A 13,955-nucleotide genomic window follows, 5' to 3' on the forward strand; every position below is an offset into this window, starting at 1 on the left:
CCGGGGTCTCTTTTTTCATTTCGGTGACTTTGGACAGGGAATGCCCGGGAATCGTGGTTTTCCTCGTACTATTTGGTAGATTTACGGCATGAATATTGGGGATAGAGTACGGTTGCTACATGGCAAAGAAGAGGGAGTCATTACCCGGCTTTCTTCCGGAGGGCAGGTAGAGATTGAAATAGAGGATGGTTTTCGCATTCCGGCACTAAAATCGGAGGTGGTCGTCATTGATGCAGCAGAAAAAGCCTATTTTGATCCTCCTTCTGGAGCGAAGTCCTACATTGGCGACACCCGGCAGCAGGCACAGGTGCGTGAGAAAAGGGAAGGCGTGTTTCTGGCATACGTTCCGTACAATGATCAGATACACGATGTAGTTCTGATCAATACTACCCGAAAAGAGGTGCTTTATGCCCTGGACGAGCTTCAGGGAGAGGCGTCAAAAAATGTGGATGCCGGCATCATTCATTCGGATTCCCACAAAAAGGTAGCAGAGAAAATGATTCGGGATTTTGAACAATGGCCCGCATTGAAAATATTGATGGTACCGCTAAACAAAAAGCTGGAAGGGATCCAAATGCCCATTGAGAAGCGGCTGAAATTTAAAGCTACCTCTTTTTTCAAGCACAAAGGCAAGGCGCCATTGATTGAAAAGGAGGCTTATTTCTTCAAGCTGAACGAACAGGAGACGCCACTGGATGTGCGGAAGCTCAACGAAGCGCTGAATCCCAAGGATACGGCTGCTTTTTCCATCAAAAAGATCAGTCGTCCGCCGGCATCCATTGATTTGCACATTGAAAAGCTCACCGAAAACCACGATTTGATGAGCAATGGTGAGATCTTGCAGCTACAACTGGAAGTGTTTGAGCGGAAGCTGAGCGACGCCATTGCTACGGGAATGGATGAGATTACCTTTATACACGGCATTGGGAATGGGGTATTGCGGAAGGAAATACACCGGTACCTGAGTCAAATGAACGGGATTAAGTATTTTAAAGACAGCCAGAAGACGAACTTTGGCTATGGAGCTACCACTGTAAAAATTCACGACTAGCGATGGAATCGACCTTACCGCTGATCATGCAAGTTTTTGACCGGCACTTTGATGCCGGCAAGGCAGTTTTTGGTGAACTTTCGAAGAAGATCAAGTCGCGAAAAGCGCTGAACCTGTATGGAGAGCTATTTTTTTTCCGGGTATTTCTGCAGGTGCTGGAAAAAGTCCATTTTTCCAACAAGCAGGAGGTAAGCCGGGTATTTGCTCCTTTTAAAGAATTGAATAAAAACTTGCGCAAGGTGCAACATATCCGGATGATTGCAGATGGCTTTGATACCTATCTTGGCAACAAGCCACAAGATTTTGCGGATTACGAGAAGGAGCTTGCTCAAAATAAGAAAGAGGTATACTCGCAGGTTTACGAAATCATTCTGTCCATTCCCCTAAAGGACTGGGAAGCGCTTTATGCAGCGGTGAGGGATTTTTCAGAGGGAATGACTGTTTTGACCATCAATACGGCCATTACGCAAATTATTAACGAAGAGATCGATTTTTTTTATTTTGATACCAAGTCCAGATTGGATCCTCAGACCATCCACGAGATCGCCGGAGGCCTGGAGAAAGTCACCGTTCTCGAAAAAATCCGATTGAGCATTGGGCTAAATAGCATTTTTACCGATAAAGTGCACGAGCAAATTGCCGAACTTACACAACAACTGGAGCCCTGGCACCGAAATCAACTCTTGCTTCAGCACCTGGGCTGCTACCTTGGACAAAAAGAGCGGGTAAGTAAAAAATACCAACTCGTACTTACGCAAATCCAGAAAGACCACCAGGGAATGACCCAAAGCATTACAGAGAGGTGCAAGCTATTGTTTACAAAAATGCTTCACTGAATGGACTCCAATGCCCGGGCAAGGTCATTTTTCAAGTCTTCGGCGTCTTCTATCCCCACACTTAAACGAATAAGCGAATCGGACAAGCCCACCTTTTCACGTTCCTCCCGTGGAATGCTGGCATGGGTCATGGTGGCCGGATGGCCGCAGAGGGATTCTACTCCTCCCAGGGATTCCGCCAACACAAAGACCTTGAAATTTTCGAGTACCTGTATGGCGTCGGATAAACGATTGTCTTTTAGCGTAAAGGAAATCATCCCTCCAAAGTCCCGCATTTGCTTTTTTGCGATCGCATGATTGGGATGATCTTCGAATCCCGGCCAATACACCTTTTCGACTTTGGGGTGGTTTTTCAAATAGGCCGCAATGGTTTTCCCGTTTTGACTGTGCCGTTCCATTCGTAGGTGCAGCGTTTTGATACCACGCAATACCAAAAAACAATCCTGGGGTCCGGGTACAGCACCACATGAGTTTTGGATAAAAGCCAATTTCTCTGCCAGATCAGCGTCTTTTACCACAATGGCGCCCATAATGACGTCCGAATGTCCGGCCAGGTATTTGGTAACCGAATGCATGACCAGGTCGGCACCTTTGTCCAGGGGGTTTTGCAGAAAGGGGGTGGCGAAGGTATTGTCCACACCCAGCAACACGCCGTGTTCCTTCGAAATAGCAGCCAAGGCTTCGATATCAACGATATTCATCATAGGGTTGGTCGGGGTTTCAGCCCAGATCAATTTGGTGTTTTTAGTGAGATGGGAACGTACTTCTGCCATATCCTGCATGTTGACAAAATGGAAGCGGATGCCATAATTGGCGAATATCTTTGTAAAGATCCGGTAGGTTCCTCCATACAGATCATTGGTACTGATCACCTCATCTCCCGGTTTCAAAAGCTTAAGGATGGCGTCGATAGCAGCCATACCCGAGGCAAAGCTTAATCCGACAGATCCATTTTCCAGGGCGGCAAGATTCTTTTCGAGCACTGCGCGGGTGGGATTATGGGTTCTGGAATATTCGAACCCCTGGTTTTTTCCAGGCGATTGCTGCACGTAGGTCGATGTTTGAAAGATTGGGGTCATGATGGCCCCGGTACTGGGATCAGGCTGTACGCCCGCATGGATGACTTTGGTTCCAAATTTCATAAGTAGCAACTAATTATTCATGCGAACCGCCTTTATTTTCACGCAAGCAGCTGATAAGGTTCAGATTCGATGAATTAAAATTGGGATTATTTTTAGCTTTGTCCAAAGATGAATAAAAAAGCGACTATTTTCAAGCATTTGGCAGTTATCTATCGCAGAAATCCTTGGGTAGTAGTGGCCTTTTTATGGGCGGGCTTACTACCCTCTCTGGGAGGACTACTGTTCATTCGGGTGCTCTACCTGCACTGGGGGACCTTGACAGTTCCCTCCTTGTTAGATGTAGAATCGGCTCTTGTGTACGTGCTTTCTGGAGCAGTTTTAATGGGCTTTGCCTTGATACCTACCACGCTATTCGCTGTGCTAAGTGGATTCGTTTTCGGATGGGAAGCATTTCCTTTTATGGTTCTGGGCTATACATTGGCAAGTGGTATGGGCTACCTTTCCGGTAAAGCACTGGAAAAGGACAGCCTGCCCTGGTTGCTACAGCCCTATCCCAAAGCCAAACGGATCATTGAACAAAAAAAAGAACAAATGGGTTGGTTGGTATTTTTTGTCAGAATTAGCCCGGTGATCCCGTTTGCCATTTCCAATTTGGTGTTTGCTTTATTGAATAGCGGGTTGCAGCGTGTACTGTGGTTTGGCTTGTTGGGGATGTTGCCTCGAACTTTTCTCGCATTTCTTACCGGGACACTCGCCGGCACCATTCAGCAGGCCATAAATGCAGAGACAACCGGCTGGCACTACCCGGCCATTGGCCTTTTACTCCTTATCAGCCTGTGGGGAATTTACCGGTTTTTCAAGCGATAGCGGCCCCTACACCACCTACAGGTAAATGCGTTCCACCAGGTAGCCTTCTTTTTTGAGTAAGCGAATCAGGCCTCGATCTCCCGCCAAATGGCCGGCACCGACCGCAAAAAACATGGATCCCTTTTGCATCAGGTCGCCCATCGGTCTGATCCAGCTTTCGTTTCGCTGATCCACCAATACTTCCTGGTAATTCTGGTATTCCGGGCTTTCTGCAACCAATGTTAGCAACTCGGCAATGTCCTCGGCCAGGTAGCTTTTTTGTAATTTGCCAAATTCTTGTTTCCCTTTCTCCATGTCCTCGGTATAGGTAAAAAAACTCCGGTACTGCTCCTCTAATGGAATGCGGTCAAAAAACGATAATTGCGTTTCTACGGATTCCAAGCCCAAAACCGGCGTCTCTTTTTCCCCTGCGAGCCGCATAAGCTCATTTTCAAAGGCCATGGTTTCGCATTCCAGCAGGTTGGGGTAAATCAATGACATAAGAACCATGGGTCGCATCTCTAGCATCCTATCCAGATCCATCCCGGTTCGTTCCAATAAAAAGGTTCGGATTTTTTGGTATTCGTTCACAGAAAGAAAATCCGTGATTTTCTCCCCATTTTCATTGTACATGTTTGTCATGACCTCTCCGTAGAGATCCGGATCATCCAGGTCAATTTCCATGACCAGTGCCTCTGCCTGGCCCAGTCGTTGGCGTATTTGCTGACTCATGTGAAATTCGTCTTCGCACATGAGGTGAATGGTCCCAAATAAATAGGAGACAGCAGGAAGTCCCTTGCCTGAGATTTTCCAAAAAACGCCTTCTGTCTGACTAAAACCAGAAAAGGATGCCAATAAAAAACACATGCCTGCAGCCAATTTCCTTACCATAAGATGTATATGTTTGAAACGGCATTAGCCGCTGAATGTCTGATCCAAATGCCGGTCGCTGGATTTTGCCTGCTCGAACTCCAAAAATTGTTCCCAAAACGGCTCTTCGGGAAGCGCAGCTCTAAGAAAAATTTTTTCCTTCTTCACCGGATGGATAAACACCAAATGAAAGGCATGCAGGTTGATGCTGCCATCTGGATTGGCCTTGGAAAATCCGTATTTTACATCGCCCCGAATGGGGCAGCCCATCGCCGCCAGTTGGACACGTAACTGATGCGGCCGGCCGGTTTGGGGGCGAAGTTCCAGCAGCCAGTGATCGTTTAGTTTGCCCATTCGTTTGTAATGAAGCTCGGATTTTTTTGAATCCGGCACCTCCCTATCGTAGGCTTTGGATACGTTTTTTTCGCTGTCCTTTACCAGCCAATGGGTTAATTTTCCCAATTCCTCGGGTGGTTTGCGTTTGACGATTGCCCAATACACCTTGTGCACCTCCCGTTTGCGGAAAAGTGCGGTCATGCGCTCCAGCGATTTGGACGTTCGGGCAAATACCACGATCCCGCTTACGGGCCGGTCCAGCCGGTGGACGGGATGCAGAAAGACCGCTCCGGGTTTTTCGTATTTTTTGGCGATGTAGTCCTTGCAATAATCCGTGAGGGTTTTATCTCCGGTTTTGTCTCCCTGTACCAATATACCCGAAGACTTATTGACCACCAAAAGGTGGTTGTCTTCGTAAATTACGTTAAATGCTTTCTTCATGCGGTCGGTCGTTACGCTAACTATTCTGAGGTGGTGTGGAACTCAATGTCCGGGAAGTTGTCCTGAACCATTTGCAGCCAGGCCTTGCTTTCGGCCATGAATACCAGTTTTCCATCCTTGTCCCGGGCAATATGCCGCTGTTTGGAACGGACGAATTCTTCGAGTTTCTTCTTGTCCTTACTGCGAATCCAACAGGCTTTGTACAAGTTCATGGGAACAAAATCGGCCGTGGCGTTGTATTCGTTTTTAAGCCGGAACTGGATGACTTCAAACTGCAATTGCCCCACGGTGCCTACCACTTTTCTGGATCCGATTTCAAAGGTAAACAATTGGGCGACACCTTCTTCCATTAATTGCTGAAGTCCTTTGTCCAACTGTTTGGTTTTCATGGCATCTTTATTGACTACCTCCCGAAATATCTCCGGAGAAAAACTGGGGATACCTCTGAACTGCAACTGTTCCCCATCCGTAAGGCTATCCCCAATTTTGAGGTTGCCGGTATCGTAGAGTCCCACAATGTCCCCGGGAAACGCTTCTTCAATGATCTCTTTGTCCTGGGCCATAAAGGAGGTTACGTTCGAAAACCGCAGGGCCTTGGTGCCCCGCACGTGATTGTAAGGCTTGTTGCGCTCAAATTTGCCGGAGCAAATTCTCAAAAAAGCAATTCGGTTGCGGTGCTTGGGGTCCATGTTGGCATGAATTTTAAAAATAAACCCACTGAACGCATCTTCTTCGGGTTTTACTTCCCGTTCCTCGGTGATTCGACTTTTGGGCCCGGGAGCAATTTTGATAAACGTGTCCAACATCTCCTGAACGCCAAAGTTATTAACAGCTGATCCGAAAAAGACCGGGGCAACCTTACCTTCCAGGTACTCTTTCGGGTCAAAATCTGGATAGACTCCCTCTATTAGTTCCACATCTTCCCGCAGTTGCCGGGCCAGGCCCGGGCCAATGATGTCGTCCAATTGGGTGGCTTCCAGATCGTCTATGGTAACTCGGTCATCGCTTACTTTTCGCTGGCTGGGAGTGAAAAGGTTCAATTGCCGATCATAGAGGTTGTAGACGCCCTTAAACGATTTGCCCATGGAAATGGGCCAGGAAAGCGGACGAACTTGTATCCCTAGTTTTTGCTCAACCTCATCCAATAAATCGTACGGATCTCGGCCTTCTCTATCCAGCTTGTTAATGAAACATATAACCGGCGTGTTGCGCATGCGGCATACTTCCATTAGTTTTTCGGTCTGTATTTCGACGCCTTTCACACAATCGATGACCATGATGACGGAGTCAACAGCTGTGAGTGTCCGGTAGGTATCTTCCGCAAAATCCTGGTGACCCGGCGTATCCAGTAGGTTGATTTTCTGTCCTTTGTATTCAAAACCCATCACGGAGGTCGCTACGGATATGCCCCGCTGCTTTTCGATTTCCATCCAATCGGATTTGGTGGCGGTATCAATCTTATTTGATTTTACAGCGCCAGCGGTTTTTATCGCTCCACCAAACAAAAGCATTTTTTCCGTCAGGGTGGTTTTGCCGGCATCCGGGTGAGCGATAATGCCAAAGGTCTTTCTTTTCGAAATCTCTTGAATTAGATTCATGGAGCATAGGTGTTTTCAGCCTGCAAAGGTACGGAAATCGCCTGACAATGTTCGATGAGAACGCATATGGTCTTCACTTTTGTTCAGGATTTCGGCTTTTTTGTTTGTTTGGCCGATTTCTCGTAGTTTTGACGGCGTATTGGGTAGCTCATGAACACATTTGAACAATTCTTCCACCGGTTTTTTAAGTTTATCTGGAATGCAATCTTTGTGTTGACCTATCCGGTTCTGGCAACTTTTGGCTTACTATTCATCGGTGTCACTTACTTCTTTTCGTTTATTTCTTCATTTCTAGCGAGATTTAGTCGGTCTTCTCCGGCAGTAAAAAAAGAATCCGACTGGACGATGCTGTCCGAAGAGTCGGATGTTCTGGAAGGGAAACTTTACAAACAGATTATTTTTGGGCCGGAATGCTACCGACTTAGACGAAAAGACGGGATACCCTCGGTAATCGACGACCTGATTTTCGGAAAAAAGGTGAAGGTGATTCAGGAGGGTTTGTTGTTGGAAAAATGGAACACGACCGACATTGCTCAAATACCGGATTTTGATATCTGCCTGTACCAGCCGGATGATGACAAATTGACCAAATTGGCGCATATCCGGTGCTTTGATTGGCATCTTTCCGAAAAGCAGGACGATTTTTTATGTCTCAAGTGGTTTGATGGCACCCAGGGTGGGGAAGTCAAAGTAGCCATCGCCTGATGGAGCAAGGATTGAAGGAGTACCTGGAGGAAATGGTCGAACGTTACAACCGCCCGGAATTTATTTCTGAGGATCCGATTTCCGTTCCTCATCGGTTTCGTAAAAAGCAGGATATCGAGATTTCGGGTTTTTTTGCGGCCATATTGGCCTGGGGACAGCGGAAAACCATCATCAAAAAGAGTCTGGAACTGATGGAACGGATGGACAATAGTCCGCACGAGTTTCTCCTGGGCCATTCTTCTGCCGATCTCAAGCCTTTTTTAACCTTCAAGCACCGCACCTTCAACGACGTGGACACCTTGTATTTCATCGACTTTTTGTCCCGCTTTTACCGGGAACATGATAGCCTGGAAGCGGCCTTTACCCGTGGCTGGACGGCGGAACAGGACATCATGGAACGCTTATTGATAAATTTTCACTCCTATTTTTTTGACGCGCCCCATGCGCCTTCACGAACCCGCAAGCACATTGCCACGCCAGCCCGAAAAGCTGCTTGCAAACGCATCAATATGTTTTTGCGTTGGATGGTGAGAACGGATGATTGTGGGGTTGATTTTGGCCTTTGGAAGGTGCTTTCTCCTTCACAGCTCGTCTGTCCCTGTGATTTACACGTGGATCGGGTAGGGCGCATGCTGGGCCTGATACAGCGGAAGCAAACCGATTGGCTGACCGCCATGGAATTAACCCGGCAATTGAGAATGTATGACCCAATGGACCCGGTCAAATACGACTTTGCCCTGTTCGGTTTGGGCGTGGTGGAGAAACTAGGTTCGGGCCCCGTCCGCTAGTGGGTAGGGAAAGGGATTGACCGGAATTTTGGAACGGGCGCTTCGCGTGGACTAAAGAATCATGGGGGGGTGCCGGGCTCAGGTCAGGGTTGCCAGGAAGCAGGTTCTTTTCTCCAACTGTTCAATGCAGCCACGTCCTCGCTGGAGATATAGCCTTGTTCCAGTGCCTGAGGCAGCAGGGATGCGTAATCCGACAAACACACCAGCTTTACGTGTTCGTTTGCAAAATTTTGGTCAGCCAGGGGAAATCCGTAGGTGAAAATTGCCACCATTCCCAGCACATCAAATCCGGCGTCGCGTAGGTCACTTACCGCTTTGAGTGAACTGCCTCCGGTGGAAATCAAATCTTCCACCACGACCACTTTCTGTCCCGGGCTTATTTTTCCTTCGATCCGATTTTCCATGCCGTGTCCTTTGGCTTTTGACCGAACGTAAAGGAAGGGGATATCCAGTTTGTCGGCAATCAATACACCTTGAGGAATACCTGCGGTAGCCACCCCGGCTACAGCCTCGATGTTCAGGAAATGTGTTTGAATAGCTTTGATGAGCTTTTCAAGAATAAGTTGTCGGACGGATGGGTAGGAAAGGGATAGTCGGTTATCACAATAGATGGGGGATTTCCATCCGGATGCCCAGGTAAACGGTTGTTTGGGAGAAAGTTTGATGGCTTTTATTTCCAGAAGCTTTTTGGCAATAAGGGAAGCGGTACTCGTGTCATAAATTTCCATGCGTTAAAATTAACCAAATAATGCGTACACAGGGTTGTGAGGGCTGGAAAAAAAATGCATTTTTGGAAAAACTAGCCTGGATTATGAAGATTTTTATTAATGATAAACCCTTGGATTTGGTCGCCGCTTCGGAATTTTTACCGAAGAAGACGTTCGAATGCGTGTACGTTAATCCCTCGGAATTGCCAGCTACCGCGGACTTTCACGACGATGTGTTAATAAAGGATCCTTCCACAGACATCATTGTACAGCTATTGTTTCTCATGCGCACCCGGAAATTAAAGCACCTGGATAGCGTCACCTTGGTAACCAACGAAAAAAAAGCATTGAAGAAGTTTATTAAAAGCCGTTTTTTGATCATCAAGGCTGCTGGTGGTGTGGTGACCTCAGAAGACAAAGTGCTTTTTATTCACCGCTTGGGGAAATGGGATCTACCGAAAGGAAAATTCGAAAAGAAGGAATCCCCGGAGGCCTGTGCCCTCCGGGAAGTAGCAGAGGAATGCAACATTCGCGTTAAACTGAGCGGGCCCATATGTAAAACCTGGCATACCTACACTCAAAATCGGAAGAGTATACTAAAAAAGACCTACTGGTACAGCATGGCCTGTTTGGATGATTCCAGGATGAAGCCTCAAGTAGAAGAGGGGATCGTGGATATCAAGTGGATGAACCACCAGGAAGCCAAGGTTGCGCTGGTGAATTCTTATCCCTCCATGCGGTATTTGTACAAGCAGTTTTTACGCCTGCACCCGGGTATCTATCAAACTTTGTAGGGAAGAAATTTATCCACATTTCCACCGTACCGATGTACTTCCCGGATGATGGTAGAGCTTATGGATGCATATTCAGGTGAAGTGATCAAAAAGACTGTTTCCAATTCCTCGTTTAGGTATCGGTTCATCTGGCTGATGGTATTTTCGTATTCAAAATCCGTGGTATTTCGAAGTCCCCGTAATAGGTATTGGGCACATTGGGCTTTCGCAAGCGAGGAGGTAAGTTCGTTGTATACCACCACCCGGACCGCCGGGATATCCAGGTAGACGCCTTCAATCTTTTTCACCATCAGATCGATATCAAAGTAACGGCTTTTTTTTGTCGTGTTGTGTCCAATAGCAATGATGATTTCATCAAATAGGTTTAATCCTCGCATGACGATGTCATGGTGCCCCTTGGTATAGGGGTCAAAAGAGCCTGGAAAGAGGGCTGTTTTTTTCATTAGATTTAGTGTTGTCGCCAGTAAGCTTCTAGAAGCAAGGTGTTTTTAAAGGCTTCCGCCCCTTTTTGATAGGTGATTTTTTGTGTAGGCGCGGGGGTATGGATATTTTTGAAAAATTTCTGGAGGTTTTCCAGGGAAGAGTGCACCCAGTCCAGGTTTCCGTAAAAACTTATCCGGCAATGTGCCTGGTCAAAAGCCAATTCCTGCAAAACGGTGAATATATAGCGCAACAAGGCCGTTTCGTCCTGGATAAGGAAGCGGTTAAATACCATCAATTCCCCTCCTTTAAACCCAGCGATATACATGCTGTTCGGGGCAGTATGGATAAAGATTTCCTGATGCAGCAGGTCTTTGGCATGGCTTAGAAAAAAATCCAACACATGCGCTGCCCCATGGGCTATTTCCAATTCAGGAAGCTTGCTGTCCAGCGAATCAAGCAGCGTACGCGCTACGGTTCCCAGCACCTGGATGGTATTGTTTCCTACTCCGGTATAGGTAATTTCCTGTTGTAGAGGATCCACTTCCGTTGCGAAACTCAGGTACGTCTGACTGTGGGCTGGGTTAAACACCAATCCCGGAACTAAGGTAAACCCCTGGTGGTGGTTGTATAACTTACCGCTGGTGTTTGGCGCATTGATCAAATCGTCTGTGCCAATTAGTTCCTCGAGATCAGCCTCCTCCTGCAAGGTGTACAGGTTTACAGCAGATATAGCCTCATCTGCTTTGTTGTGGGAAATAACGACCAGAAGGCTTTCGTATAAGAAAAGCGATAAACTTGATATGTCGTCGCTATCAAATTTATCGCTTCTAAACTTTCGTTGGATATGATGCGCTTCCGTACCCAAGATTATTCCCAGTTACCCGAGGTAGAGGAATCCGTTCTGGAACCTACCCTCAACGCTTTCTCGTTGTTATTTCTTCTTCGTTCCGGATTGATTGGTGCCGGGTCTCGAATTTCAAAGACGGCGAGTTCGCGGTTGCTCCGCTCAATTTTATCCGCAAAAAACTCAAAGGTCTTTCCGCCAGAGCCTGGAACGACGTTCAGTAAATCCAGGTTAAAATCCGGATACTTGGTTTCGTTAAAAAGGGAATCCTGTACGCCTACCGAGCCAAGTGTATCGATGGTGACGGTGGTTTCTTCCTTTCCGTACTCCAATAGTTCGGTTGTCTCCGTTCGCTGGACAATGTATATTTGTCCATCTTCAATAAACTCTTTCAGCTCATCCCAACTGGATGCATACTCTCCGTTAGTACCGATATAGGCAATTTGAGCATCTCGTAACATTTCAAGTTTTTCAATGATCCGGGCCTCTGTCCGCTGGAGCATTTTCTCTTCTTCTACTACTTCGTCCACACCCAGGTACAGTCTGTATCCGAGGCCAAGGGCCCCAAGTAGAAATACAATCGATAAAATCTTGCTCAATGTCATGTCAATATTTTTAAAGCGTAATTAAATTTATAAAGGATTGATGGTTTGTTTTAGAATGCTATTTTATGGAATTATTTTCAAAATTAAAATATCCTTTCCATATTCTTACATCATTGAGGGAATTAATTCCTCGAAATACCGCATGTTTCTCGGAAGCGGGTATCGTTTTGATTTCATCCAGGTTCAAAAAACGGATTTCCTCGATCAACTGCTGTTCGTCCCCAAGCTCCGGATCTTTTCCCAGGAGCAGTTGCCCGCCTACCTGCTGAACTTCGAAAAAAAGCTCGACCGCATGAAGGGGTGGTGCCAGCAATTCGTGAACGAACAAATAAGGTCCTACTTCGATGTGCAGCCCGGTTTCTTCCAGAAATTCCCGCCGAAGATTGTCCCGGGCATTTTGTCCGTAATTCATGCCTCCGCCGGGCACATTCCAAAAGTGGCTGTTTTCACCCATCCGGTGTTTGATCATCAGAAGTTTGTCTTCTTGGATCAATAGCCCGTTTACCCGGGTTCGAAGCCGATTCCCAAAATTATCCGCGATATCTTTTTTTATGTTAGGCATTTATCCTTTAGTTTCGTCTTCCATCCGTAAAGATAGCCAAGTGGTACCAAAGCCCTCCGAAGCCATACGAAAATTTTTCCCGCATGAGCCTACGGCTGATCAGCAGATTTTTTTTGAAGCGATGAATGGGTTTCTTTCCAAGGACTCAGCTGGGACGACTTTTGTTCTCAAAGGTTTTGCAGGAACGGGAAAAACCTCGGTACTGGCAGCGCTGGTTCGGGCATTACCAGGCCTGGGGCTCAGGCCCGTGATGTTGGCTCCCACCGGCAGAGCAGCCAAAGTGATGAGTGCCTATGCCGAAAAAACAGGGTATACCATCCATAAGATCATTTACCGGCCCAAGGAAAAATCCGGAGATGGCTTGTATGGGTTTGATATTCAGAAAAACTATTTCCAACGGTCTGTTTTTATCGTGGATGAGGCTTCCATGCTTTCGGACGACCGGTCCACCGGCAATTCGCTGCTTGCCGATTTGATCCACTTCGTTTTTCAAAATTCAGAAAACCGACTAATGCTGATTGGAGACCTGGCACAGCTTCCCCCGGTGGGGAGCGAAGACAGTCCCGCGCTGGACAAAGAGTACCTTATACGGCGGCATAACCTGCACGTGCAGGAAGCCGGTTTGGCAGAGGTGACCCGACAGGAGTTGCATTCCGGCATCTTACAAAATGCCACGGCCTTGCGCGAACAAGTGGCAGCCAAGGTTCCAACGATTTCTTTTCACACCCGGGGTTTTAAGGATATATTCCGGATGACTGGAGAGCGGCTGGAAGACGGGCTACGGTATGCCTACGACAAGTTTGGACTGGATCATACCATGATCATCACTCGATCCAACAAGGCGGCCGTTCAATACAACCGTTACATTCGAAACTCCATTTTCTATTTCGAAGACGAATTAAGTGCAGGGGACCGGCTGATGATCGTGAAAAATAATTATACCTATATGGAAGCTTCGGATAAGGTGAGTTTTCTGGCAAACGGTGATTTTGTGGAAATCCTGAAAATTCGTTCTTTTGAAGAAATGTATGGCCTGAGGTTTGCTACACTCGAATTGCGGCTGATCGATTATCCGGACGAGGTGCCCTTTGAGGCAAAGGTGATGTTGGACACCCTGCATACGGAAGTACCGGCCCTGGGGTACGAAGCTTGGAAGAAGCTGTACCAGTTGGTAACGGAGGATTACATGGATTTACCCAGCAAGTCCCAGGTAAGGGAAGCAATAAAAAAGGATCCCTACCTAAATGCGCTACAGGTGAAGTTTGCCTATACGCTGACCTGTCACAAATCGCAAGGGGGACAATGGGACGCGGTCTTTGTCGACCAGGGCTTTTTGAAAGAAGAGCAGGTTGATAAGAATTACCTAAGGTGGCTATACACGGCTATTACCCGGGCGCGGAAAGAATTGTATCTGGTGAACTTTCACGTCCAATTTTTCCGTTAACTACACGCAGTGAAATTGAATTA

At 47.0% G+C, this 13,955-nt stretch carries 16 protein-coding genes; 7 read left to right on the forward strand and 9 right to left on the reverse strand.

Translation table 11 applies throughout. The features are described from left to right. Positions 1-88: 88 nt before the first annotated feature. Together GCU44_RS07695 and GCU44_RS07700 are read left to right on the forward strand one after the other, a co-directional pair. Positions 89-1,051 carry a Smr/MutS family protein gene (locus GCU44_RS07695; protein WP_154855709.1) on the forward strand — a complete coding sequence of 321 codons (963 nt, stop codon included), beginning with the start codon at positions 89-91 and terminating at the stop codon, positions 1,049-1,051. A 2-nt stretch (positions 1,052-1,053) separates the two neighbouring features. Continuing rightward, positions 1,054-1,887, forward strand: coding sequence for a hypothetical protein (locus GCU44_RS07700; RefSeq protein WP_154855711.1), 834 nt, complete (start codon positions 1,054-1,056; stop codon positions 1,885-1,887). Here GCU44_RS07700 and GCU44_RS07705 read toward each other — a convergent pair. Further along, positions 1,881-3,029 carry a cystathionine gamma-synthase gene (locus GCU44_RS07705; RefSeq protein WP_154855713.1) on the reverse strand — a complete coding sequence of 383 codons (1,149 nt, stop codon included), beginning with the start codon at positions 3,027-3,029 and terminating at the stop codon, positions 1,881-1,883. The two genes, GCU44_RS07700 and GCU44_RS07705, sit on opposite strands and share 7 nt — an antisense overlap. 108 nt (positions 3,030-3,137) lie before the next feature. Here GCU44_RS07705 and GCU44_RS07710 point away from each other — a divergent pair, with 108 nt between their 5' ends. Further along, positions 3,138-3,836, forward strand: a complete 699-nt coding sequence (locus GCU44_RS07710) for a TVP38/TMEM64 family protein (RefSeq protein WP_092173972.1) — start codon at positions 3,138-3,140, stop codon at positions 3,834-3,836. Positions 3,837-3,851: 15 nt separating this feature from the next. Here GCU44_RS07710 and GCU44_RS07715 read toward each other — a convergent pair whose 3' ends face one another. The 3 genes from GCU44_RS07715 to GCU44_RS07725 are packed head-to-tail and all read right to left on the reverse strand — an operon-like array spanning position 3,852 to position 7,060. Then, a complete protein-coding gene (locus tag GCU44_RS07715; RefSeq protein ID WP_154855715.1) occupies positions 3,852-4,706 on the reverse strand; it encodes a TraB/GumN family protein in 855 nt (284 codons plus the stop codon). 24 nt (positions 4,707-4,730) lie between these two features. Continuing rightward, positions 4,731-5,462, reverse strand: a complete 732-nt coding sequence (locus GCU44_RS07720) for an RluA family pseudouridine synthase (RefSeq protein ID WP_154855717.1) — start codon at positions 5,460-5,462, stop codon at positions 4,731-4,733. Between the two features lie 20 nt (positions 5,463-5,482). Then, on the reverse strand, positions 5,483-7,060 hold the full coding sequence (locus tag GCU44_RS07725) for a peptide chain release factor 3 (RefSeq protein WP_092173980.1): 1,578 nt from the start codon (positions 7,058-7,060) through the stop codon (positions 5,483-5,485). Between the two features lie 150 nt (positions 7,061-7,210). Here GCU44_RS07725 and GCU44_RS07730 point away from each other — a divergent pair, with 150 nt between their 5' ends. Both GCU44_RS07730 and GCU44_RS07735 read left to right on the forward strand, forming a co-directional pair. After that, entirely contained in the window at positions 7,211-7,765 is a 555-nt protein-coding gene (locus GCU44_RS07730; protein ID WP_154855718.1) for a hypothetical protein, read from the forward strand. Then, positions 7,765-8,553 (forward strand): TIGR02757 family protein, encoded by a 789-nt coding sequence (locus tag GCU44_RS07735; RefSeq protein WP_092173985.1) that lies wholly within the window; start codon positions 7,765-7,767, stop codon positions 8,551-8,553. Before GCU44_RS07730 ends, GCU44_RS07735 begins: the two co-directional genes overlap by 1 nt. Positions 8,554-8,636: 83 nt before the next feature. Here the strand turns inward: GCU44_RS07735 and pyrE are convergent, their stop codons facing one another. Continuing rightward, entirely contained in the window at positions 8,637-9,281 is a 645-nt protein-coding gene (gene pyrE, locus GCU44_RS07740; protein WP_154855720.1) for an orotate phosphoribosyltransferase, read from the reverse strand. Positions 9,282-9,364: 83 nt separating this feature from the next. On the opposite strand from pyrE, the gene GCU44_RS07745 reads away from it, so the two are divergent. Further along, entirely contained in the window at positions 9,365-10,054 is a 690-nt protein-coding gene (locus GCU44_RS07745) for an NUDIX hydrolase (RefSeq protein WP_154855723.1), read from the forward strand. On the opposite strand, the gene coaD is transcribed toward GCU44_RS07745, so the two are convergent. From coaD to GCU44_RS07765, 4 genes are read right to left on the reverse strand one after another with little or no spacing between them, the layout of a single operon-like run. Next, positions 10,042-10,497: a pantetheine-phosphate adenylyltransferase gene (gene coaD, locus GCU44_RS07750; RefSeq protein WP_154855725.1), complete on the reverse strand. Its 456-nt coding sequence runs from the start codon at positions 10,495-10,497 to the stop codon at positions 10,042-10,044. The genes GCU44_RS07745 and coaD overlap by 13 nt on opposite strands. 5 nt (positions 10,498-10,502) lie before the next feature. Beyond that, positions 10,503-11,342, reverse strand: a complete 840-nt coding sequence (locus GCU44_RS07755) for a DUF3822 family protein (RefSeq protein WP_161993911.1) — start codon at positions 11,340-11,342, stop codon at positions 10,503-10,505. Between the two features lie 2 nt (positions 11,343-11,344). Continuing rightward, on the reverse strand, positions 11,345-11,926 hold the full coding sequence (locus tag GCU44_RS07760; RefSeq protein ID WP_092173995.1) for a hypothetical protein: 582 nt from the start codon (positions 11,924-11,926) through the stop codon (positions 11,345-11,347). 58 nt (positions 11,927-11,984) lie between these two features. Continuing rightward, positions 11,985-12,488 (reverse strand): NUDIX domain-containing protein, encoded by a 504-nt coding sequence (locus GCU44_RS07765; protein ID WP_092173998.1) that lies wholly within the window; start codon positions 12,486-12,488, stop codon positions 11,985-11,987. Here GCU44_RS07765 and GCU44_RS07770 point away from each other — a divergent pair. Continuing rightward, positions 12,478-13,932, forward strand: a complete 1,455-nt coding sequence (locus GCU44_RS07770; protein ID WP_092174866.1) for an ATP-dependent DNA helicase — start codon at positions 12,478-12,480, stop codon at positions 13,930-13,932. The genes GCU44_RS07765 and GCU44_RS07770 overlap by 11 nt on opposite strands. Positions 13,933-13,955 lie beyond the last annotated feature (23 nt).

This window comes from Cyclobacterium xiamenense, from assembly GCF_009467825.1.
In the GTDB taxonomy this organism is placed as follows: domain Bacteria; phylum Bacteroidota; class Bacteroidia; order Cytophagales; family Cyclobacteriaceae; genus Cyclobacterium; species Cyclobacterium xiamenense.